22 protein-coding genes and 4 pseudogenes are annotated in these 21,839 nt (G+C 43.1%); 18 read left to right on the top strand and 8 right to left on the bottom strand.

Going from position 1 to position 21,839, the window contains the following annotated elements; genetic code table 11:
• Nucleotides 1-180 precede the first annotated feature (180 nt).
• The 7 genes from ilvD to NYE68_RS11850 all read left to right on the top strand — a co-directional run bounded on the left by ilvD (nt 181) and on the right by NYE68_RS11850 (nt 6,076).
• Nucleotides 181-1,857, top strand: coding sequence for a dihydroxy-acid dehydratase (gene ilvD, locus NYE68_RS11880; protein ID WP_007409524.1), 1,677 nt, complete (start codon nt 181-183; stop codon nt 1,855-1,857).
• An 81-nt stretch (nt 1,858-1,938) separates the two neighbouring features.
• Complete coding sequence (locus tag NYE68_RS11875; RefSeq protein WP_003153619.1) at nt 1,939-2,373, top strand: BrxA/BrxB family bacilliredoxin; 435 nt, start codon at nt 1,939-1,941, stop codon at nt 2,371-2,373.
• Nucleotides 2,374-2,412: 39 nt separating this feature from the next.
• Entirely contained in the window at nt 2,413-3,183 is a 771-nt protein-coding gene (locus NYE68_RS11870) for a class I SAM-dependent methyltransferase (RefSeq protein WP_015417678.1), read from the top strand.
• 262 nt (nt 3,184-3,445) lie between these two features.
• Entirely contained in the window at nt 3,446-4,054 is a 609-nt protein-coding gene (locus NYE68_RS11865; protein WP_007409526.1) for a YpjP family protein, read from the top strand.
• Nucleotides 4,055-4,154: 100 nt separating this feature from the next.
• Nucleotides 4,155-4,949: a thymidylate synthase gene (locus NYE68_RS11860; protein ID WP_015417677.1), complete on the top strand. Its 795-nt coding sequence runs from the start codon at nt 4,155-4,157 to the stop codon at nt 4,947-4,949.
• Nucleotides 4,946-5,431: a dihydrofolate reductase gene (locus NYE68_RS11855; protein WP_040238022.1), complete on the top strand. Its 486-nt coding sequence runs from the start codon at nt 4,946-4,948 to the stop codon at nt 5,429-5,431. Before NYE68_RS11860 ends, NYE68_RS11855 begins: the two co-directional genes overlap by 4 nt.
• A gap of 21 nt (nt 5,432-5,452) precedes the next feature.
• The gene (locus NYE68_RS11850; RefSeq protein ID WP_040238023.1) at nt 5,453-6,076 is read left to right on the top strand and encodes a lysophospholipid acyltransferase family protein; all 624 of its coding nucleotides are present in this window, start codon (nt 5,453-5,455) and stop codon (nt 6,074-6,076) included.
• Nucleotides 6,077-6,115: 39 nt separating this feature from the next.
• Here NYE68_RS11850 and NYE68_RS11845 read toward each other — a convergent pair whose 3' ends face one another.
• Together NYE68_RS11845 and NYE68_RS11840 are read right to left on the bottom strand one after the other, a co-directional pair.
• Nucleotides 6,116-6,754, bottom strand: a complete 639-nt coding sequence (locus tag NYE68_RS11845) for a hemolysin III family protein (RefSeq protein ID WP_033574696.1) — start codon at nt 6,752-6,754, stop codon at nt 6,116-6,118.
• A 16-nt stretch (nt 6,755-6,770) separates the two neighbouring features.
• The gene (locus NYE68_RS11840; RefSeq protein ID WP_061890669.1) at nt 6,771-7,763 is read right to left on the bottom strand and encodes a sigma 54-interacting transcriptional regulator; all 993 of its coding nucleotides are present in this window, start codon (nt 7,761-7,763) and stop codon (nt 6,771-6,773) included.
• Nucleotides 7,764-7,947: 184 nt separating this feature from the next.
• Here NYE68_RS11840 and ilvA point away from each other — a divergent pair, with 184 nt between their 5' ends.
• The 5 genes from ilvA to NYE68_RS11815 all read left to right on the top strand — a co-directional run bounded on the left by ilvA (nt 7,948) and on the right by NYE68_RS11815 (nt 11,646).
• Nucleotides 7,948-9,216, top strand: a complete 1,269-nt coding sequence (gene ilvA / locus NYE68_RS11835; protein WP_007612085.1) for a threonine ammonia-lyase IlvA — start codon at nt 7,948-7,950, stop codon at nt 9,214-9,216.
• A 92-nt stretch (nt 9,217-9,308) separates the two neighbouring features.
• On the top strand, nt 9,309-9,560 hold the full coding sequence (locus NYE68_RS11830; protein ID WP_007409532.1) for a DUF2535 family protein: 252 nt from the start codon (nt 9,309-9,311) through the stop codon (nt 9,558-9,560).
• 98 nt (nt 9,561-9,658) lie between these two features.
• On the top strand, nt 9,659-10,240 hold the full coding sequence (locus tag NYE68_RS11825; RefSeq protein ID WP_032870010.1) for an SCO family protein: 582 nt from the start codon (nt 9,659-9,661) through the stop codon (nt 10,238-10,240).
• 77 nt (nt 10,241-10,317) lie between these two features.
• Nucleotides 10,318-11,073, top strand: a complete 756-nt coding sequence (locus NYE68_RS11820; RefSeq protein ID WP_061890668.1) for an SGNH/GDSL hydrolase family protein — start codon at nt 10,318-10,320, stop codon at nt 11,071-11,073.
• 9 nt (nt 11,074-11,082) lie between these two features.
• The gene (locus NYE68_RS11815; protein ID WP_061860650.1) at nt 11,083-11,646 is read left to right on the top strand and encodes a DUF2140 family protein; all 564 of its coding nucleotides are present in this window, start codon (nt 11,083-11,085) and stop codon (nt 11,644-11,646) included.
• 50 nt (nt 11,647-11,696) lie between these two features.
• On the opposite strand, the gene NYE68_RS11810 is transcribed toward NYE68_RS11815, so the two are convergent.
• Nucleotides 11,697-12,122 (bottom strand): MarR family transcriptional regulator, encoded by a 426-nt coding sequence (locus NYE68_RS11810; RefSeq protein WP_012117803.1) that lies wholly within the window; start codon nt 12,120-12,122, stop codon nt 11,697-11,699.
• Nucleotides 12,123-12,250: 128 nt separating this feature from the next.
• On the opposite strand from NYE68_RS11810, the gene msrA reads away from it, so the two are divergent.
• Entirely contained in the window at nt 12,251-12,784 is a 534-nt protein-coding gene (msrA, locus tag NYE68_RS11805) for a peptide-methionine (S)-S-oxide reductase MsrA (RefSeq protein WP_003153641.1), read from the top strand.
• Between the two features lies 1 nt (nt 12,785).
• Nucleotides 12,786-13,220: a peptide-methionine (R)-S-oxide reductase MsrB gene (msrB, locus tag NYE68_RS11800; RefSeq protein WP_007409536.1), complete on the top strand. Its 435-nt coding sequence runs from the start codon at nt 12,786-12,788 to the stop codon at nt 13,218-13,220.
• A 40-nt stretch (nt 13,221-13,260) separates the two neighbouring features.
• On the opposite strand, the pseudogene NYE68_RS11795 reads toward msrB, so the two are convergent.
• From NYE68_RS11795 to NYE68_RS11785, 3 genes and pseudogenes are all read right to left on the bottom strand, one after another.
• Nucleotides 13,261-13,881, bottom strand: a pseudogene (locus NYE68_RS11795) (polysaccharide biosynthesis protein); the annotation flags it as partial.
• Nucleotides 13,857-15,541 (bottom strand): annotated as a pseudogene (locus tag NYE68_RS11790) (recombinase family protein). The pseudogenes NYE68_RS11790 and NYE68_RS11795, both read right to left, overlap by 25 nt.
• Nucleotides 15,542-15,756: 215 nt before the next feature.
• Nucleotides 15,757-16,722: a thermonuclease family protein gene (locus NYE68_RS11785; protein WP_324636841.1), complete on the bottom strand. Its 966-nt coding sequence runs from the start codon at nt 16,720-16,722 to the stop codon at nt 15,757-15,759.
• Nucleotides 16,723-16,986: 264 nt separating this feature from the next.
• Between NYE68_RS11785 and NYE68_RS11780 the strand changes: the two genes are divergently transcribed.
• From NYE68_RS11780 to NYE68_RS11765, 4 genes and pseudogenes are all read left to right on the top strand, one after another.
• Nucleotides 16,987-17,421, top strand: coding sequence for an SMI1/KNR4 family protein (locus NYE68_RS11780; RefSeq protein WP_094032326.1), 435 nt, complete (start codon nt 16,987-16,989; stop codon nt 17,419-17,421).
• Between the two features lie 36 nt (nt 17,422-17,457).
• Nucleotides 17,458-19,266, top strand: a complete 1,809-nt coding sequence (locus NYE68_RS11775) for a T7SS effector LXG polymorphic toxin (RefSeq protein WP_199021991.1) — start codon at nt 17,458-17,460, stop codon at nt 19,264-19,266.
• Between the two features lie 2 nt (nt 19,267-19,268).
• Complete coding sequence (locus NYE68_RS11770) at nt 19,269-19,727, top strand: SMI1/KNR4 family protein (RefSeq protein ID WP_094032087.1); 459 nt, start codon at nt 19,269-19,271, stop codon at nt 19,725-19,727.
• Between the two features lie 379 nt (nt 19,728-20,106).
• Nucleotides 20,107-20,466 (top strand): annotated as a pseudogene (locus NYE68_RS11765) (hypothetical protein).
• Between the two features lie 59 nt (nt 20,467-20,525).
• On the opposite strand, the pseudogene NYE68_RS11760 reads toward NYE68_RS11765, so the two are convergent.
• Nucleotides 20,526-20,645: pseudogene (locus NYE68_RS11760) on the bottom strand (hypothetical protein); the annotation flags it as partial.
• Between the two features lie 22 nt (nt 20,646-20,667).
• A protein-coding gene (locus NYE68_RS11755) for an IS3 family transposase (RefSeq protein WP_254003395.1) occupies nt 20,668-21,818 on the bottom strand; the annotation gives its coding sequence in 2 pieces (ribosomal slippage) (nt 20,668-21,545 and nt 21,545-21,818; 1,152 coding nt in all).
• Nucleotides 21,819-21,839: the final 21 nt, after the last annotated feature.

The raw sequence follows: 21,839 nt of genomic DNA, 5'->3' as shown, positions 1-21,839 counted from the left end.
AATGATTCAAAACTCTATATAGTAAGTACAATATTAATTGTTGGAGGGTTTTTATCGAAATACAGAAAGAATAGAAAAGCGAGACAGGGCAAAGACACTGTAAAATTTGCAGAACGCGCCCTAGAATAAACTGAAAATTTTAAAAATAGTGCACAGTCTAAAAACAGTAGGGGGATCACCATGGCAGAATTACGCAGCAACATGATCACACAGGGAATTGACAGAGCGCCGCACCGCAGCCTTCTTCGCGCTGCCGGCGTAAAAGAAGAGGACTTCGGCAAGCCGTTTATCGCGGTCTGTAATTCATACATCGATATCGTTCCCGGGCATGTTCACCTGCAGGAATTTGGAAAAATCGTAAAAGAAGCAATCAGGGAAGCGGGCGGTGTGCCTTTTGAATTTAACACGATCGGAGTAGATGACGGAATCGCAATGGGGCATATCGGCATGAGATATTCGCTGCCGAGCCGCGAAATCATTGCCGATTCAGTTGAAACGGTCGTCTCGGCGCACTGGTTTGACGGAATGGTCTGCATTCCGAACTGCGACAAAATTACGCCGGGAATGCTGATGGCGGCTATGCGGATTAATATTCCGACCATTTTTGTCAGCGGGGGGCCGATGGCAGCCGGCCGCACAAGCGACGGCCGCAAAATTTCGCTTTCTTCAGTATTTGAAGGCGTCGGCGCATATCAAGCCGGGAAAATCGGTGAAAGCGACCTGCAGGAGCTGGAACAGTTCGGCTGCCCGACGTGCGGATCTTGTTCGGGCATGTTTACGGCAAACTCCATGAACTGTCTGTCTGAAGCGCTCGGTCTGGCGCTTCCGGGCAACGGAACAATTCTTGCAACTTCACCGGAAAGAAGAGAGTTTGTGAGAAAATCAGCGGCCCAATTGATGGAGACCATCAAAAAAGACATTAAGCCGCGCGATATCGTCACCGAAAAAGCGATTGACAACGCATTTGCGTTAGACATGGCTCTCGGCGGCTCAACCAACACAGTGCTACATACGCTTGCGCTTGCCAATGAAGCTGGGGTTGAGTACTCTTTAGAACGCATTAACGAAGTGGCTGAACGAGTGCCTCACTTATCGAAATTGGCGCCGGCCTCGGACGTCTTCATTGAAGATCTGCACGAAGCGGGCGGAGTCTCGGCGGCCCTTAATGAATTAGCGAAAAAAGAAGGGGCGCTTCATCTTGACGCGCTGACTGTAACAGGCCGCACACTCGGAGAAACAATTGCGGGTCATGAAGTAAAGGATTATGACGTGATTCATCCGCTTGACAATCCGTTTACCGAAAAAGGCGGTTTGGCCGTCCTGTTTGGGAATCTGGCTCCGGACGGCGCCATTATCAAAACAGGCGGCGTACAGGACGGGATTACAAGACATGAAGGTCCCGCTGTCGTCTTTGATTCCCAGGATGCCGCGCTTGAAGGCATTATAAACCGCAAAGTAAAAGAAGGAGATGTTGTCATTATCCGTTATGAAGGGCCAAAGGGCGGCCCGGGCATGCCGGAGATGCTCGCTCCGACGTCTCAGATTGTCGGAATGGGGCTTGGCCCGAAAGTGGCGCTTATTACAGACGGCCGTTTTTCAGGAGCGTCCCGGGGCCTTTCAATCGGGCACGTATCGCCTGAAGCGGCTGAAGGCGGCCCGCTCGCATTCGTAGAAAACGGTGACCATGTCATCGTTGACATAGAAAAACGGATTTTGGACGTACAAGTGCCTGAAGAAGAATGGGAAAAACGCAAGGCCGAATGGAAAGGCTTCGAGCCGAAAGTAAAAACAGGATATCTGGCCCGGTATTCCAAACTCGTAACAAGCGCCAATACGGGCGGAATCATGAAAATATAAAACAGAGGCCTGAACAATTGAATTCCGGCCCCCTCTATAGTATCCTTGACTTCATATAAGGATTTTAGAGGGGGCTTTTTTATGTCAATGGCTTATGAAGAATATATGCGCCAGCTGGTCGTGCCGATGCGCCGTGAGCTGACGGGTGCGGGTTTTCAGGAATTAACGACTGCTGAAGAAGTAGAAAGCTTTATGGAACAGGCAGAGGGCACGACATTGGTCGTTGTCAACTCCGTGTGCGGCTGTGCAGCAGGTCTTGCCCGTCCGGCTGCGACTCAGGCTGTTTTACAGCATGAAAAAGCGCCTGATCATACGGTTACCGTATTTGCCGGTCAAGATAAAGACGCAACTGCAAAAATGCGTGAATACTTTACAGGGCAGGAACCTTCCTCGCCATCAATGGCGCTGTTAAAAGGTAAAGAGGTCGTTCATTTTATTCCCCGTCACGAAATCGAAGGGCATGACATGGAGGAAATTATGAAAAATCTGACGGATGCCTTCGATGCGCACTGCTGAAATGCCCGAATTCCGGGCATTTTCTTTTTGGAGAAAAAGATGATCACAACGAGTTACCGACCAAGCGAATATACGATACACACAGCGCAGTCACTCAGTGTCAGGCTGGGTGACACTTACTGCAGCCGCAATAAACAGCCCATTGAAAAAATGCTGGAACGAGCGGCTGGCGATCTTTTAGTCATCGGAAAGGAACGGTTCGAACTTTACACGAAGCAAGGGGAGAAGTTCTTTTTTCACCCGAATACAGCGATGTTCCGCGCAAAGCGGTTTTTGAGAGGGGAAGCCGAGCCGTTGTTAAAAGCAGCCGGATTACGCGAAGGGGATTCCTTTTTAGATTGTACGCTCGGCCTGGCATCCGATGCGATTTTGGCAAGCCTGGCAGTCGGAAAAAGCGGACAAGTCATCGGCCTGGAGAAAAACAAGCTTGTCTCATTGCTTGTTGAAACAGGACTTCAAACGTGGGAAACCGGAATGGAGCAGCTCCAAATCGCCATGAAACGCATTCAGGTCAAACATGCCGACTGCGCCGATTATTTGCGGGAGCTTCCTGATTCATCGGTAGATGTCATTTATTTTGACCCGATGTTTCACGAACCTGTTGAAACGTCAGACGGCATTGCACCGCTCCGCGCGCTGGCAGAAGAGGGTTTTAACGAAGAGTGCATCACGCAAGCCGTCCGGGCGGCGAAAAAATGCGTAGTGCTTAAAGACCATTGGAAAAGCCCGCGGTTTGAACGATACGGCTTCAAGGTGCTGAAAAGAAAGACGGCGCTTTTCCACTTCGGTGTCATCCATGTAAGCTCATGATATCATGGGCTTCTTTTTCGTTAATCAGTGATTTCCATAACGACAAAATAAAGCAGCGTGAGAAGTGATACTGTCGCAAATAAAGCGTTAATCATCTCATCCCCTCCTTTTTCTCCTTCTTATTGTAAGCGGTTTATCCGCTCGGTCACAGTTACCAATTTCCCATATTGCATGATAATACGCTGCCGGACATGACGCCGCGCTTTCATCTATGCTAAAATAAAGGAAAAGAGGACAATAAAACAGAGGGGAACAATCTGTCATGAAATTGTGGATGAAAAAGACCCTTGTGGTTCTGTTTACCATTGTAACATTCGGACTCGTGTCTCCTCCGGCTGCTTTGATGACAGACAAGCCTTCAGGACAGTCGAGCAGTCTTGAGCAGAATGATTACACCGCTTTTTATGATGAACACGCCCTGCCGGGAGAAGAGAAGGCAGGGCGGGAGCCTGAATTACTGTTTCAATCGTATCAGCAGCAGCTTCTCGGTGATGCTGAAAATCAATCATTTTTAAAATTCGGCAGCAAAATTTCTCCGGTCATTGAAGATGATTACAGAAGTGAAATTCTGCCGAAAATCGAAGATGTGATCACAGGACATTTAGCCAAGTTTCAAGATGATGAAGCGTATCAGGATGTGGTTATTTCCAGCAAACCGTCGGCCGGAAAAACTGAAAAAATTTTTCATGTGTATAACAGGCTGACGGGTGAAGATCTTTTAAGGTTCCACGTCCGCCGGGATCATCCCCCGCAAGACGGCTACTGGTTTAATTTTCATTACCATACCGCTGAAGACGGATTTCAGTCACATCATGAGCTCGGCAGCATTTACTGGGACCGCAATACGCCGCCTGACTGGATGAGCGTGTAATAGCGAGAAGAAATAAAAAAATCATTTCTGAGAAATTTTGCAGAAATGATTTTTTATTGTGTTACACTACTAAAAGACTACTTTAAAAGGATGAAAAAAAATGAAACAATATAAAGATTTGTGCCGTCATGTGTTAGAAAACGGAGAAAAAAAAGGAGACCGTACGGGAACGGGTACGATCAGCACGTTCGGCTACCAAATGCGGTTTAACCTTCAGGAAGGTTTCCCGATGCTTACGACGAAAAAGCTCCACTTTAAGTCCATCGCGCATGAGCTGCTTTGGTTTTTAAAAGGAGATACGAATGTCCGCTACCTTCAGGATAACGGAGTCCGCATCTGGAACGAATGGGCGGATGAAAACGGAGAGCTCGGACCGGTTTACGGTTCTCAATGGCGTTCATGGCGCGGAGCGGACGGCGAGACCATCGATCAAATCTCCCGGCTGATTCATGACATCAAGACAAACCCGAATTCCAGACGTTTAATCGTCAGCGCCTGGAATGTCGGCGAAATTGATCATATGGCGCTTCCGCCTTGCCACTGCCTGTTTCAGTTTTATGTCGCGGACGGAAAACTGTCGTGTCAGCTTTATCAGCGCTCAGCGGATGTCTTTCTCGGCGTGCCGTTTAATATTGCGTCTTATGCGCTTTTAACAATGATGATCGCGCATGTGACGGGGCTTGAACCGGGTGAGTTTGTTCATACATTCGGAGACGTCCACATTTACCAAAACCATGTGGAGCAGGTGAATTTGCAGCTGACAAGGGATGTCCGTCCGCTGCCGAAACTGCGGTTTGCGCGAAATGTTGATTCTATTTTTGATTTTACGTTTGAAGACTTTATCATTGAGGATTATGACCCGCATCCGCACATAAAAGGAGCTGTCAGCGTATGATTTCGTTTATTTTTGCGATGGATGAAAACCGGCTGATCGGAAAAGATAACGATCTGCCTTGGCACCTTCCCGATGATCTCGCATATTTCAAAAAAGTGACGACGGGCCACACCATTGTAATGGGGCGGAAAACGTTTGAATCAATCGGACGCCCGCTTCCGAACCGGCGTAACATCGTTGTAACCTCACGGGACGAATCTTCATTCCCGGGCTGTATTATCGCTGACTCGGCTGAGGAAGTGCTCAAGCTGATCCCGGCAGATGAAGAATGCTTTGTGATTGGCGGCGCCCAGCTGTACAGTGCGCTCTTTCCTTATGCGGACAGACTCTACATGACAAAAATTCACCATGTCTTTGAAGGAGACCGTTTTTTTCCGGAATTTAATGAAGCTGAATGGGAATTGACATCCCGCAAACAGGGAGTAAAAGATGAAAAAAACCCTTACGATTATGAGTACCTTGTATACGAGAAAAAGAATTGAGTTTAAGCAGGGGGACAAGAATTGATTCGTTACGGCTGCCTTGTGATGTACGTTGTATTTATGTTCATGAAAAATATTCAGGAGTATATCAATCAAAAAGAGCTTGACCCGCGGCTTTCTTTTCAAAAACAGATGAGGCTGGTGTATGAGCGGCCGAAAGCCTTTATGAGAGGCTGCATTGACGTGTCGGGATCGGCAATCGGCATTCATCATGATCAGCCGCTCCCGGACGGCCCCGTATTGTATGTGCATCCCAGATTGCGCCCGGCTGATCTTCTGCTGCTTGCGGGACATCTTGAAGAGCCGGCTGGTTTTATCGCTGGCGAGAAAGCTTTCCGGATGCCGTTTCTCGGAAATTGGCTGCGGCTGATGGGTGTCATTTGTGACGGAGACAGCCGGGATGCCGTGTTGCAGGAGGCAGAAGTCCGTCTGCAAAAAGGGCAAAGCCTGATTCTGTCCGAAGACGGCAAAATCAATCCGGAGGAACTGGCCCTTCGTTTCGATCTCCCGATTGTGCCTGTCAGCACTTCGGGAACAGACCGGCTGCTGCGGGGCAGATTACTGAAACGGCTGAAACCGGCTGACATTGAATTACATATAAAGCCCGCTTATTATCCGGCCGGTCAGAAACGGCTCCGTGCATAAAAAAAGCACAGTCTCTATAGAGAGGCTGTGCTTTTTATTTCAGATAAAGGGGACTTTGACGCAATAAAATAAAATACAGAAAAACATCGAGGCGCTGCCGCCTAAAACAAAACTGTGCCAAATGGCGTGATGATACGGAACCTTTCTCCAAATATAAAATATTGTGCCGGCGGAATACAATAAGCCGCCGAAAAGAAGAAGGCCGAAACCGGGGCCTGACAGCGAAGCGTACAGCGGTTTAATGGCGACGATGATCAGCCAGCCCATCATTAAATAGACAAGCGTTGAAAAAATGATAAACCGCTTCACGAAAAAGATTTTAAACACGATGCCTCCGATGGCAAGCGACCAAACAATAATTAAAAGGGTCAGACCGAGCGCCCCTTTAAGGGGTCCTAATAAAAATGGCGTATATGTTCCGGCTATTAATACGTATATCGCGGAATGATCCACAATCTCAAGAATGTCTTTCGTTTTTTTATGCTGAATGCTGTGCAAAAGAGTCGAGCTGAGATACAGCAGCAGCATTGAAGCGCCGAAGATTGAAAAGCTGACGATGTCTGTCGGCGAGCCGTATTTCACCGCGAAGAGAATGAGAAAAATAAGCGCCGGAATCGACAGCAATACACCGATTCCGTGTGTGACGGCATTTGCGATTTCTTCTTTTATTGTGAACAATCAAATGTCCTCCTTTTTAAAGGATTTGTTTTTGCAGTGACTGCAAAAAGCTCAACCCTTCTAATGTAATTTTTGTTCCAGCGCGTCCTCGGCCTTTTGTCACATAGTTCATCTTTTCTAAGTAATCAAGCCTGTTTCTGACCTGCTGGGGCGATAATGTCATTGTGCTGTTTTCGCTTAATTCGGATATGCTCCGTCTGCTGGCGGGTTCGCCTTTTGTATTTAAGTCTTTAATTGATTCCAAAATAAACAAAAACTCTTCTTTCTCCATCAATGTCAGCCGTTTTTCTTTTTTCTTAGCTGTTTTCGCTTTCTGGCTGTTTTTGATATACAGCGGGACATCATCGGGATAAATCGTGTTGCCGGATGCTGCCGCGGCCATATAGTACGCCGCATTTTGAAGTTCTCTGATGTTGCCGTTAAAGGTGTGCCGCTCAAACAGCGGATAAACGGACGGATCGATATGAACATGCTGCCCCGAGGCTGTCAGCACATGCTGCAGAAGAAGCGGTATATCGCTTTTTCGTTCAGATAAAGCAGGGAGCGGAAGGCATAACACGTGAAGCCTGTAAAATAAATCTTGGCTGAACGTATTTTCTGCGCCGGTATCACCAAGATCCGCCGTGCTGCTTGCAATGATGCGGGCGGAAAGCCCGGCATCCAGCTCGGAAAGAAGGCGGGCCTGTACCGAGAGCGGCAAGTCTCCGATTTCATATAAGAATAATGTTCCGCGGCGGGCCCTGTTTAATGCGCCTTCAGCGCCGAACAGTTCATATTCGAGCCGCTCTTCGCTTTGGCTGCAGTGAACGGTAATAAATAGTTCGCTGTTTCTGCGGGATTTATGGTGGATCGCTCTGGCCATTTGTTTTTTTCCGGTTCCGACTTCACCTGTTATGAAGACCGGCAAATCAGATAAGGCAAATTGCGAGGCCAATCGTTTCGCTTCTGAAAAGGTGTGATGTTCGCCGGCCAGCTGATAAAAAGGATCAGTTTGTTCAATTACACTCATGAATTGGCTCCTTTTGGTTCTAATTGGTTTAAGTATAACACGTTTATGCGATCGAAAATATCTTTTTCTCTTGTATCGGTTCATTTAATTTTATTTACAAAATTAAAATAATTGTCTTATTATTTGAATATTCATGTTATAATGGCATATTAAATAGGGATTTAAATAAGAAAGGACTCTGTAAATGAAACCGTTGCTTAAAGAAGACTCTCTCATCCAGGTAAAAGACATTTTAAAAGCGCACCAAAATGTAAAGGACGTTGTGATACATACGCCTTTGCAGAGGAATGACAGACTTTCTGAGAGGTATGGCTGCAACATCTATTTGAAAAGGGAAGACCTGCAGGTGGTCAGATCATTTAAGCTCAGAGGGGCTTATAATAAAATGAGGCAGCTCTCAAAAGAGCAGACTGAAAACGGAATTGTATGCGCAAGTGCGGGAAACCATGCGCAGGGGGTTGCGTTTTCATGCAAACACCTCGGCATTCACGGCAAGATTTTTATGCCGTCAACCACACCGAGACAGAAAGTATCCCAAGTGGAACTGTTCGGAAAAGAATTTGTAGAAATCATATTGACGGGTGACACTTTCGATGATGCGTATAAGAGTTCTGCGGAATGCTGTGAAAAAGAAAACCGCACGTTTATTCATCCGTTTGACGATCCCGATGTCATGGCCGGACAGGGAACGGCTGCCATCGAAATTTTAAATGACATTGACGTTGAACCGCATTTTCTTTTTGCAAGCGTAGGGGGAGGAGGACTCCTGTCCGGGCTCGGCACGTACATGAAAAACATCTCGCCGGATACAAAAATCATAGCGGTAGAGCCGAAGGGCGCAGCCTCCTATTTTGAATCGAAAAAAGCCGGACAAGTGGTTGAACTTGAGAAAATTGATAAATTTGTCGATGGGGCGGCCGTAAAAAAAATCGGCGCCGAAACCTTTCAAACGCTCGAAACCGTCGTCGATGACGTTGTGCTTGTCCCGGAAGGAAAAGTGTGCAGCACGATTCTCGAATTATATAATCAATGCGCCATCGTAGCGGAGCCGGCGGGGGCATTGTCCGTGTCAGCACTTGATCTGTACAAGGAAGAGATTAAAGGGAAAAACGTCATCTGCATGGTCAGCGGAGGGAATAACGACATCGGCAGAATGCAGGAGATGAAGGAGCGCTCCATGATTTATGAGGGGCTGCAACATTATTTTATCGTTAATTTCCCGCAAAGGGCGGGAGCGCTTCGCGAATACCTAGATGAAGTGCTTGGGCCTGATGATGACATCACCCGGTTTGAATACACGAAAAAAAATAACAAAAGCAGCGGCCCCGCATTGGTCGGCATTGAGCTCAAGCATCGGGAAGATTACGGCGCGCTCATTGCCCGGATGAATCAAAAAGGATTTCATTACGTAGAGGTGAATAAAGATCAGGATCTGTTCCACCTGTTAATCTGACTTTTTTTAGAACGGCCGCGCAAAATGACAGACACGCTTTCTCAGATTGTATATAATAAAAAGAAAACAATCGAAAAAGAAGGATTGATATCTTGTTACTCAAAAGCCTAGAGTTCAAACGACAGGACGGGATTCAGGTAAAAGTGACAGAAATACCGGTTGTCACGGAAGGTGAACATTATTTTTTTCAAATTCATCAGCACCTTGAGCTTTATTTGAGAGAGGTTTTTGCTTCACAAAGTGTGAGAACAGTGTATTCATTCCGACAATATGTCAAGCGCCGTATGAAGTGGAAAGATTACGAGGCCGTTTTCAACCAAGAGATTTTAAAACATAACGCATAACGGTGCATATTCCTTAGCGCCTTCCTTTTGATAAGGGAGGGTGCGGGAATTTTTTTATGATGAATGCTGTAAGCGTTTTATCCATGGGGGGAATGGAAATGAAAAAAATGAAAATCTTCGCTGCCGTCTTTTGTTTGCTGCTCTTGTGCGCCTGCGGGGGGAAAACGATAAAAGACCCGCTGAACTATCAGATTGAACCGTTTTCATACCAGAACCAAGACGGGAAAACAGTGTCACTGAAAAGCTTGAAGGGGCATGTCTGGATTGCCGACTTTATGTTTACAAATTGTAATACGGTCTGTCCGCCGATGACGGCCCACATGACCGAACTGCAAAAAAAACTGAAGGCTGAGAATCTGGACGTGCGGATTGTGTCGTTCAGTGTAGATCCTGAAAAGGATACGCCGAAACAGCTGAAAGCATTTGCTGCCAAATATCCGCTTTCGCTTCGCAACTGGGATTTTCTGACCGGTTACAGCCAAAAGGACATTGAAGATTTTGCGCTGAACAGCTTTAAAGCAATCGTCAAAAAGCCGGAGGGAGAGGACCAGGTCATACATCAAACCTCTTTTTATTTAGTCGGACCTGACGGCAAGGTGCTTAAAGATTATGACGGCGTGCAGAAGGTTCCGTATGATGACATCCTCTCAGATGTCAGAGCGGCTGAGGAGCTCAAGTAAACTGGCAGATTAGACATTTTCAAATCTGAAAAAACATGTTACACTTTCCACTAGTAGACGGGGAAGGAGCAACCAGATTGAAGCTGCGAATGTTCTCATTGATCGCCGGACTGGCTTTGCTTTTATCAGCTTGTTCTGTCCAGCGCACCGGTTCTGACGCTGAAGAACCGAAAACGAAAGATCATATTGTCATAGCTGCGGTCGGTGATTCATTGACTGAAGGAGTAGGAGATCCTGGCGGTTCAGGATACGTCGGCAGGGCAGCGGAGTCTCTTAAGAAAAAGGGACATGTGAAAACGGTTGATATTAAAAATTATGCGGTGCAGGGTGACAAAACGTCTGACCTGCTGGAAAAGCTTGATAATAAAAAAGTTCAGAAATCATTAAAGAGCGCCGACTATATCTTTTTTACCATCGGCGGTAATGACTTAATGAAGGTGCTCCGCCAGAATATGATGCAGCTGACGGTTCAGCCGTTCCAAAAGGAAGAGAAACCTTTTGAAAAACGATTCAAGGCGATCGTTTCAAAAATCCGCAAATATAATGAAAACGCAGAGCTGGTGTATGTCAGCATGTATAATCCATTCACGTTTACGCTGCCTGAATTAAAAGAAATTAATGGGGTTGTAACGGATTGGAACAAGATCGCCGCAAAAGAGCTGGAAAAAGATCCTCACGCCGCCGCGGTGAATGTTGAAGACTTGTTCAGTCAAAAAAGCGGCAGCAGACGGATTTCAAAGGATGATGATTTTCATCCGAACGCAAAAGGGTATGCACTCATCGCCGATCGATTGTACGGCATCATTGAAAAACAAGGGTTACCAGCAGAATAGGGTGAAATGATGAAAAAGTGGAAATCGCTGTTTTTTGTTCTTCTCGCACTCAATGTGATTGCCGCCGCGGTAATTGTGACATTATTGGTTATGCCGGGAGAGCAGGCGAAAATACAAGATCAGACAAAAAGTGAGTACGGCTTTCATATCACAAGCTCCAAAGAATCTCTTGCCAGGTTTGTGAATGCGTACTTAAATGAGAAGGCATCGAATCAGCTTGACTACAAAGTGGACATCAATAACGATGTGCACGTGGCAGGTAAAATCAAAGCATTCTCAACCTCCATTAATGCGGTCGTCACATTTGAACCGTCCGTAGAGGAGAACGGAGATGTGGTTTTGAAAGTGACGAAGTTTTCCTTAGGCGAATTAAGCCTGCCGATCAGCTTTGTGCTGAATTATATGGACAGCTTTTATGAACTCCCGTCATTTGTGCACGTTCATTCCGGGGATAAAAGCATCGAGATCCGTCTGTCGGAAATGCCTTTAGACAACGGCATGTATGTAAAAGCGGATAAAATCAATCTCGACACGGATGAAATTGAATTTTCCTATTACCATCCGAAACAATAAGTTTTCATAAAAAAAACACAGATCCTTTCAGGGATTTGTGTTTTTTCGTGTCAGCGTTTTTTATCCAGCTTGCTGAACAGTTTGATTAACGTTGCGAGCTCTTCATCAGAGTAGCAGTCAAACCGTTTAAAAAAGTATTCTGTTTTTTTCTGGTTGAAATGATCGACAATTTTCTCCCCGGCTTCCGTAATATGGATTCTGATAATTCGTCTGTCCTCTTTGGAACGGATGCGGGTGATCCATTCCTTTTCTACTAAAGCGTCGGTCACTGCGGTAATGTGGCTTGCGGAGACCTCAAGAATGGGGGCGAATTCCGTTACTTTTTTAGGTCCTTGTTCACTGAGAATCCGCAAAATGATAAATTCATTCCTGGACAGCTCTTTATCTAGAATTTCATTAACTTCATTTCTGATTTGTTTAAACACTTTTCGAAGCAAAGCTTCCATATCATACATCATTTGTGTCCTTACTTTCAAATCATGAACCTCCAATATGTAGTCAGCGTGGCATTCGTTCAGCTTCCCCTGAAAGCAGAATTATTTTTATTCTGTTTATACATGCTATAATATAATAATACCACGTATGAACAAAGGAGGGCACCCGTATGTCAGAAAAAAAAGAAATCGCCACATTTGCAGGCGGCTGTTTTTGGTGCATGGTGAAGCCGTTTGACGAACAGCCCGGGATTGAAAAGGTGGTGTCCGGCTATACAGGAGGCCATACTGAGAATCCGACTTACGAAGAAGTATGCAGTGAAACGACCGGACACAGAGAAGCCGTTCAAATCACATTTCAACCTGACATTTATCCGTATGAAAAGCTTGTCGAGCTGTTTTGGCAGCAGATCGACCCGACTGATGCAGGCGGCCAGTTTGCAGACCGCGGAAGTTCATATCGGGCGGCGATATATTACCATAATGATGAACAAAAACAAATCGCTGAAGCCTCAAAAAAACAGCTTGAAGAAAGCGGCATATTTAAAAAGCCGATCGTCACAGACATTTTAAAGGCTGAGCCTTTTTATGAAGCGGAAGGCTATCATCAGCACTTTTATAAGAAAAACCCTGATCACTACGGGCGCTACCGTGTAGGTTCCGGACGTCAAGGCTTTCTGGATGAGCATTGGAGGGACAGATAAGATGGCTTTTAATAAAGAAGAAAAAATCAAATCATTAAACCGCATGCAATATGAAGTCACACAAAATAACGGAACGGAGCCGCCGTTTCAAAATGAATTCTGGGATCACAAAGAAGAGGGGCTGTATGTTGATATCGTATCGGGAAAGCCCTTGTTTACTTCTCTGGATAAATTCGATTCTCATTGCGGCTGGCCCAGTTTTACAAAACCGATTGAGGAAGAAGAGGTTGACGAAAAACTGGACACAAGCCACGGGATGATCCGGACGGAAGTGAGAAGCAAAACAGCGGATTCCCACTTAGGCCACGTATTTAATGACGGTCCGGGGCCAAGCGGTCTCCGTTATTGCATTAACTCTGCGGCACTCCGGTTTATTCCGAAAGACAAGCTGAAGGAAGAGGGCTATGAAGCCTGCCTGCATTTATTTGAAAAATAGAGCTCAGCAATGAGGCCTGCCTATCAGACAGGCCTTTTTTCTATGTTTTTTTTTCTTCATGTAATCGTTCAATAATCTTTACGATTGTGTCTTTTGTGATGAGCGGCGCCTGATCGGATTGATATCTGGGGAGATTGACCTTCCGAAATTCCGGATGTTTGGCGGGTTCCGGCAATATTGCGTAAAGATTGCCCCATTCATATAAAGATTCCGTCTCATGCGGAGAGGTCAGTTCTTCATGAAGCTTTTCACCGGGGCGTTTTCCTACTTCAACAGCGGCGGGGCGCGGCAGTCCGTGCCGGAACGCATACTCCTCAAACCCGTGAAGCAGTTCTTCAAGCCTCAGGGACTCCATTTTAAAAATAAACGTTTCTCCGCCCTTTGTGATCGCCGCAGATTGCAGGGTGAGCGTTGCGGCGTCATCAATCGACATAAAAAACCTCGTCATGTTTTTATCCGTAATGGTGAGCGGACCGCCTGCCATCAACTGCTCAAATAAAATAGGAATAACAGAACCGCGTGAACCGAGCACATTGCCGAAGCGGACCGAACAAAATACCGTACCGCGGTTTTGAACATGATGATTCGCCTGATGAAACAGCTTTTCGGACAACAGCTTCGTAGCTCCCATTGTGTTTACCGGGGAAACAGCTTTATCGGTTTTTTAAGATATTTACTGCATTTTGAGGGACTATCAGTGACGGTGAGGTCGAAAACGAAAAATTAAACCTCAGAATAGGGGTAATTTCAAACTGAGCCGGAATTGGTCCTTTTCTTTTTTGTGTCATCGTAACGATAACTTCTTTGAAGACCATTCTTAATAGCGCGTTCTTTTTCTCTGTGCTTGATTCAATGTGATATTGATCAATTATCCTATTTATGTTGTTTCTGACTGTATTACTGTCTATTTCTGATTGCGCTTCTTGAGTTCCATTGAGCTCATGCTTGGCAATCTGGAGTTCTTTAAATTCTTCATCTAAAACAGCTTTTCTTTTCAAAAAAAGTTCATCAGTGTAAATGCCGCTCTCATATTTCTCGAAGATAAAATTCTCTTTGTTTTTTAACTCTTGTTCTTTTTGTGAAAGATGTTCAGACATTTGCTTTTTTGTTTTCACATTACTATTTACGTCTTCGTATTTAGAAATCATTGAAGTGATATGTTTTGTTAAAGTCTTATTATCTAAGTTGCTTAAAGAAGAGAGGTAATCCAAAATGGCATTTTCAACATCGTTATATCTTACATAAGTGCATTTATTCTTTTTGCAAGTGAGTGATTTAACGTGATACACACTTTCCGTGCCGTTTTTGTTTTCTCGCGTTCTCCTAGTTTCGTATTTAGATAATGGTTCACCGCACTTAGAACAAGTGCATACGCCTGCCAATTCACTTAATTCCAATGCATTTTTATTAGGCAGCAGGGGGACTTTGTTTGCAATTTTATCTTGTGATTGTTGAAATTGTTCTTGATCTATTATAGGGGCATGTGCATCCGATACTACAATTTGTTCCTTTTCAGGTCTAATTGTTCGTTTACCGTCTTTTGTTTTTTCCCTAACCTTATATTTAACAGTTCCGATATACGCTTCGTTTTGCAGAATTGCTTTAATTGTGTATTGATTCCAGCGCTTTTTTCCTGATGGAGTCGGTATTTGTAATTTTGTTAAGTGAGAAGCAATCGCTGTATAACTATAATCTTTTCCATTCAACCCATTTAAAAAGATGTTAAAGATGAATTGAACGACTTTTGCTTTTTCTTCGACTGGGACTAGTTTGGATGTTTTTTTGTTTAACCGGTATCCATAAGGCGCTAGTCCGGAAATCCATTTCCCTTGTGCCGCATATGTGTATTTAGCGCCTGTCATACGCTCTCTGGTCATTTCAAATTCTTCTCTGGCCATAAACAATTCAAAACGAATCTGACGCATGTCTGCAGGGTTTCGAGGGTCATAAACTTTATATGGTGTAATGATAATCAATCGCTTGCTTTGAAGCAGGTTAACAATTTGTCCCGCATCACTGTAGCTCCCGCGGCTGAGTCTTGTTATTTCTTTAACAGCAATTGCCTGGTACTTGCCTTCCTCGAGGTCTTTAAGACATTCTTTAAAAACAGGGCGGCCCTCAATGCTTTCCCCAGACCCGATTTCCATTTTTAATTCATAGGGGATTTCAATCGACTTCAGTATTTTATTCATGAGTTCTTTTTGTTCTGTTAGCGTATCTTCGCCTGTTCTTTTTTCTCGCTCCATATCCTGACGAGAGCGTCTAAGATAACCCAAAATATTTGTAATGTTGTAAGAATGAACGATGTTTTTTAACTCCAAAAATCAGCACCTCCTCTTTATTGTATTTGCTGTAAAAACAGAAGTATTCATACAATATGCTGTCTGACATTGAATACGAAAATAACGTAATAAATATTGTAGGGGCTGTATTCTTTAAGTGTTGGGCTAAAGAGCTCGCTCATACGCTCTATGTTTTTTGTTAGCCTGAGAAAATACTCAAATAAAAAAAGAAGCCTCAGAGGACTTCAAAATAATTAATTCTTCTCACATGCAAAGTTGTCATTATCCCGATCCATTTTAGATGTATAGGCAGGGTGAGTGCTTGGTACTCCATGCGGATATTTCTTTCTCAGCTCTGTGCAGTTTGCAAAGTGTTCTGTTCCTCCAGCAGAAGGGGAGGCTTGTGCAGAGTTAGAAGAGCTGCTTGATGCTGAACCGCTTGAGTTCGATTTATGTGTCTCGGATTGGTGTGTTGTAACTGACTTTTGAGCCGGCTTAGATACACTTACTGATTTCTTCGGTTTCGTTACGCAGCCATTAAATCCTTTATCAGTCGCATATCCATTCTTACTCCAAATCTTCAAGTCTTTATCTTTCGCAGCTTGCTCATCTTTCTTATACGTGTCTAAATACTTCGTGTTTGGCTCATATACATAAGCTACTCGTGCTAATCCTTCTTTAAGCAGTGTTTCTTGTACTGATTTGCTATCTGCATAAACGTAAGCCAGCATTCTGCCATACTTGTCTGTACGATCTCCTTTATCAAACTCCAGTTGAAGTTTTCCCTTGTTAACCAGCTGTTTGTTTCTTGCTGAAGCATCCTCACCATATGGTTGTACGCAAGAGTTTGGGTTCTTAGTTTTAGGCGTGTCAACAAGTAAATAACGAACAGTTTTGACTTCGCCTTTATAGTTAACTTTAATCGTATCCCCATCAACTGTTCTGTTAAGTGTTACATCGACCAGCTTTTTCTTTTTGTCAGACGCCTTTTTATCCGACGAATCCTTCTTTGAAGCATTTTCGGCTTTTTCATTTTTGTCATTAGTACTTTTGTCATTTGATTGAGTGTCTGCCTTTGTCTCTTTTGCATCCTTTTCTTCTTGCTCTGTTGTTTTAGCTTGATCTGAATCTGTTTTATCTGTAGAAGCAGAATCAGATCCACACGCAGCTAAAGAAAAGCTTAGAGATAATGCGCCAATACCTAACAGCCATTTCTTCAATGTAATTCCCCCAATTTGTTTGTTCTGTCTCTATATCGGACAAACCTTCCTAATTATAAGTATAAAACCAAAGATTGTAAATTTCATTTTGGCATTTTAAGACACTCAAATACAGTTGTGTGGTAAAATTTAGTGACTCAAACACCTTAGAGGAGGGAAATTTAATTGGAAGAAGGAAAGTTAATTCGCATGACTCTTGATGGGATAAAGGAAGCTGTTTCTAAATACGGAACTTTTCCTATGCTCCAACATGGAGGGCATGTCATGGAAGATGCTGCTTTTCAATTCAGAGACCCAGCCAGTCCTCAAGAAATTAATAGTTTAGAAAAGATGTTAGGGGTAACTTTGCCTAATGATTATAAAGAGTTCCTATTCAATCACAATGGAATGGAAATGTTTAATGGTATTGAGCTTCTTAGTACAGAAGGGATAATTGAATTTAATGAAGTTCAAGACTTCCCTAAGGGATATGTCCTAATTGGGTATCATTATGATGGCAGGTATGTTATTGATGTAAACAAATCAAATAAAGGGTTGGGGTATATGTTGCATCTGAATTCAATTGATAATATTGAAGATGCGGTATATTTAGACTCTAACTTTGAGATATGGTTTGACATGTTGGTGTCATCAAACGGAACTAAATACTGGGAAGTAAATCCAAATATTCAAGAGTATTATAAATATATTTCAGAATAGAAAATTTAGATAAGATTAAGTGCGAAGGAGGCTTAAATGAAAGTATTTGAAGCAGCCTCGTTCATTTCAGCCGCAGAAAAGCGGGCAAAACAATACGATCAGATTAGAGAACAATTTATCAATCTCAGAAAAGCGTTTCAGGGAATGGCTGACTTAGACGACAGTGAGTTTTCAGGCAAAGGCGCCGACAACATTAAAGCATTCTTTCAAGACCACGCCGGCGTCACAGACAGCTGGCTTGATCTGATCGATATGAAGATTGCGTTTCTTAACAGTATTTCAGGAAAAGTAGCTGATGCCGGATTGGCCGATTCGTTTGTGGAAGAGTCCTTTTTAGAACACGAGCTGATTCATGCGAAGAATAAATCAAAAGCCATCATGCAAGAGCAGCGGAATGAACTCAAGGACATCATAAATGAAATCAGCGATATCATTCATCTTGATGTTTTCTCTACAGAAGATGTCGATCAAAATCTGGAATCAGCAGACAAAAAACGGGACGATACCGTAAATAGGCTCGGAAAGCTCGATCATGATCTAACGAAAGAATACGCAGAAACCGAGGCAAACGAACATTTCATTCAGGCCGATTTTCAACAGCTCCAAAACGCTACGGGAAAAGGGAAAAACGCCACTCCGCTTCACTATAACGCCAAGGCATACAGGGAAAGTGACATACATAAGAAAAAAGGCGAGATTGCAAGACATTCAGACACATATTTAACGTTTAAGAAGGAAGAAGCAAAAGAGCGGGAAATCAAGGATCTGAAGAAAAAGCTCGCTGACGGTGTGACCGATCCGGATGAATATTTGGAAATTGCGAAGAAGATCGGCTATGAAAACCTTGAACCTTCCCAGCAGCAATATGTCATTCAGCTTGAACAAGCAAAACAGCTGGAAGAAGCCGGAGAAGTGACTTGGGATATATTAAAAGGCGCCGGCGTTGGTTTATATGATGTCGGGAAAGACACGGTAACCGGTTTATGGGACTTCATAACCGATCCGGGGGAAACCTTGTCAGCACTGGAGAATGCAGTACTTCATCCTGTTAAAACATATGATGCTGTTTCAGCAGCAATCGAGGAATCGTATCAAAAGGATATGGTAAATGGAGATGCTTACTCCAGATCAAGATGGGTGACATATGCAATTGGTTCAGCAGCTGTGGCTGTCGTCGGAACGAAAGGCGCAGGAGCCGTTAACAAAGCTGATGCGGCGGGGAAGGTCATAAACAAGGCAGGACAGGCAGGGAAGAAAATTAAAGACGTTAAACTTCCAGAACTGCTTCCTTATAACTCTAAATATGATCTTGCTCTGTCGGGTGACGTACCATACAATGTGGTTGACAGCCAAAACCTTAAAAATGAACTTTTGACCAATGCAAAGAAAATCCCGGATGGAACGAGAAAGCCGTTTACTGGTCAAGAAATAAACCTTCCTTGGTTAAATAAAGAAAAGTATGGCGCCTTTGAAGTTAAAGGGAAGGTAAAAGCTTCGGGTAAAACTAAAGATGTAAGTCGAAGAGTATACACGTTGAAAGATATTGATATAAACAAAGTTGATGCTGAAAGCGGAAAAACAAATTTACAACTTATGAAAAAAGGTGACGCTCCTTTTGCTAATGATGGCACAAAAATCAACTTACATCATTTAATTCAAGAAGAGCCAGGAACGATGGTGGAAATTCCAGCTTCTGTTCATCAAAATAATAAAAAAGTTCTCCATGGATTGAAAAAAGGTGGGGAAAGTTTTAGAAATGACAGGGAGTTGCGGAATCAGTATAAAAGCTTTCAACGAAGATATTGGAAATGGAGAGCGAGCCAATTTGAGAAAGGAGAAATGTAACAATGACTTATCATGAAATTGAAGAATTTATTAAAGAAAACGCTGAAGATGATGATTTTACAGGCGGAATAAGTGAAGAAAAAATCAAAGAGATACAAAGTCGTTTAAATGTAAAACTTCCCGAGAGTTATAAGTGGTTTTTAAATAAATATGGCTCCGGTGGAATTTACGGGGTAAATATACTAGGCCATGGGAAAGTTTCTGCAAGGGTTGTTACAGTTACTGAGGAATATAGAACTTATTATAATTTAAGTGACGGTATTATCGTTATAGAAGATGTAGATGAATTCTCTTATTGCCTTGATACAAACAAAATGGAAAACGACGAATGTCCAGTAATAGTTTGGGCAAATGAAGCCGGTTATGGTGACAAGGTTGCAGATAACTTTCTGCAATTTTTCTTGGAAGAGCTTGAAGAAGCAAAAGAAAATTGGGAAGAGGACGAAGATTGGGACGATTAAGTAGAAGTATTGCAAAGTTAAGCTCTCTTTTTGAGAGCTTTTTTGTATGAAATAATGAAGTAAGATACTGTTGGTTGAAAAGAAACTGTTTTTCCATCTATTATATTTGGTCGAATTTAAGTTGAATATCTCGCTGGAATTACCGATAAATAACATGTGAAATAATACCAAACGGAAGGAATTTGTTATACAAAGGTGAAGCGAACATATACAAATATGATGCTATACTTGGACAAAACAGGGTAGTAGTAGGATGGGACAAATACATTGAAATTCCAATGAACGAACTTCCTTCAAATGAGATTCAAGTTGAAGGTCTTGGGAAAAACATGAAAATCATTTATAGCAACGTTGTAAAATTCGAGAGAGGGTGAATGTTATGGAAGGCCTTAATAACTCTTACAACATTACGAAAGACCCTAAGTTTTTAGCGTTTTGCAGTTTAGCGACAGAAGGTGCAGGAATTAGTTCGAATCAGCAATGTTCAATTGGTTTTACTGAATTCAAAGAAGCGCTGGAGAATGGCAAAGTAGTTGATAATAAAAACCTTAAGAGCAGTTCAGAGTTAAATCACCAGTTTGATTACTGAAAGTCCAGAATAACTGGGGGACGAGCTGTAACTGAAACAGATAATCAAGTGCTGGATATCATCAAACAAGCATACAATCTTGGAATGGTGACGAAAGATAATATGCTTATGAGAAATCAAGCTATTAACGCGTATAAAACATCTATTTAATTTAAAATTAAAGCCCCGTATTCAGGAGGGGCTTTTGCTTTGCAACTTATTCTTTATGTTTAATCTAAAACCATAAAGTCCTGCACTTTTGTTTCTTCTTCAGGCAAATCAAATTCATTAAGTTTCTTTTTAGTACGGATATCAAAAATCCCCATATAGCCGGGACTGACCCCCGTTTTTGAGACAGGGATCAAAACACCTTCATACAGCCAATTGCCGATATTGTATCGGCGATTGGCTGTTTAGTTTCGTTTGAATACGAATATTGTTATAATAATGAATGTATTCTATGGCAGTGCGTTCTACGATGGCGGTCGTAGTTCGATCAATGCTGTTAAGATAGAACGTTTCAGACTTTAGTGAGGAATGAAACGATTCGATGGAGGCATTATCAGCGGGCGTCCCTTTGCGGGACATGCTCATGGTAATGCCTTTTGTTTTAACAGCTTTCTGATACTCATAAGATGTATAAACAGAACCTTGGTCACTATGTAACACGCAGTTTTCAGGAAGTGTTGGCAGCTGATCAAGTGTGTCTAAGACAAAGTCTGTGTCCTGCTTATCTCCAATCGTAAAAGCAATCACTTCTCCATTGTATAAATCCAATATACTGGAAAGGTACAATTGTTTCTGTCCATAAGGCAAATATGTGATGTCCGTTACCAGTTTTTCAAGAGGGCGATCAGACTGAAAGTTCCGATCCAATATATTATCGACCACAGAATATGGCTGCCCACTTTTTTTACGCTTTTTCATCTTAACCCGACACTGCCATTGATTTTTCTGCATAATACGTTGAACAGATTTATGATTAATACTTATTCTCTTTTTTAGTATGGCTGTGATTTTTCGATATCCATATCGATACTTGTGTTCTCGGCACAACGTGCCGATTTGTTTCTCCAGTCGTATCTTAGGATTACTCTTAGTCAGATTCTTTCTCCATCTATAATATGAAGTGCGTGAAATATCTAAATGGACACAGATGTCCTGTACCGTCATCGTCTTGCGCAATTCTTCTACCAGTTTGATTGTCGTTTCCCTATCAGCTTCCTTTCCAATTCGTTGTACTTTTTTAACACTTCATTCTGTTGTCTCAGATAACGATTCTCTGCCTGGAGTTTCTCTAATTCAGAAGAATACTCCGGACCCTTTCCATAAGTATATTGCTTTCCGACAGGTTGTTCGAATCGATGTGTGTCCCCAGCTTTATACCACCTGACCCATGTCTGCACCTGCGTCTTATTCTTTATATTCAATTCCTGCATGATCTCCTTCACAGGCACGCCCGCCAATCTCATTTCTACAGCCTTCTGTTTGACTTCAACCGGATAACTCACTCTTGCCCTCATAGAAAAACACCTCCAAGTCTA

The sequence above is a fragment of the Bacillus sp. FSL R5-0447 genome, from assembly GCF_038606125.1.
Classification (GTDB): Bacteria; Bacillota; Bacilli; order Bacillales; family Bacillaceae; genus Bacillus; species Bacillus velezensis.
The sequence above is the reverse complement of the archived record's forward strand: the minus strand, read 5'-3'. Positions and strand labels throughout refer to the sequence as shown.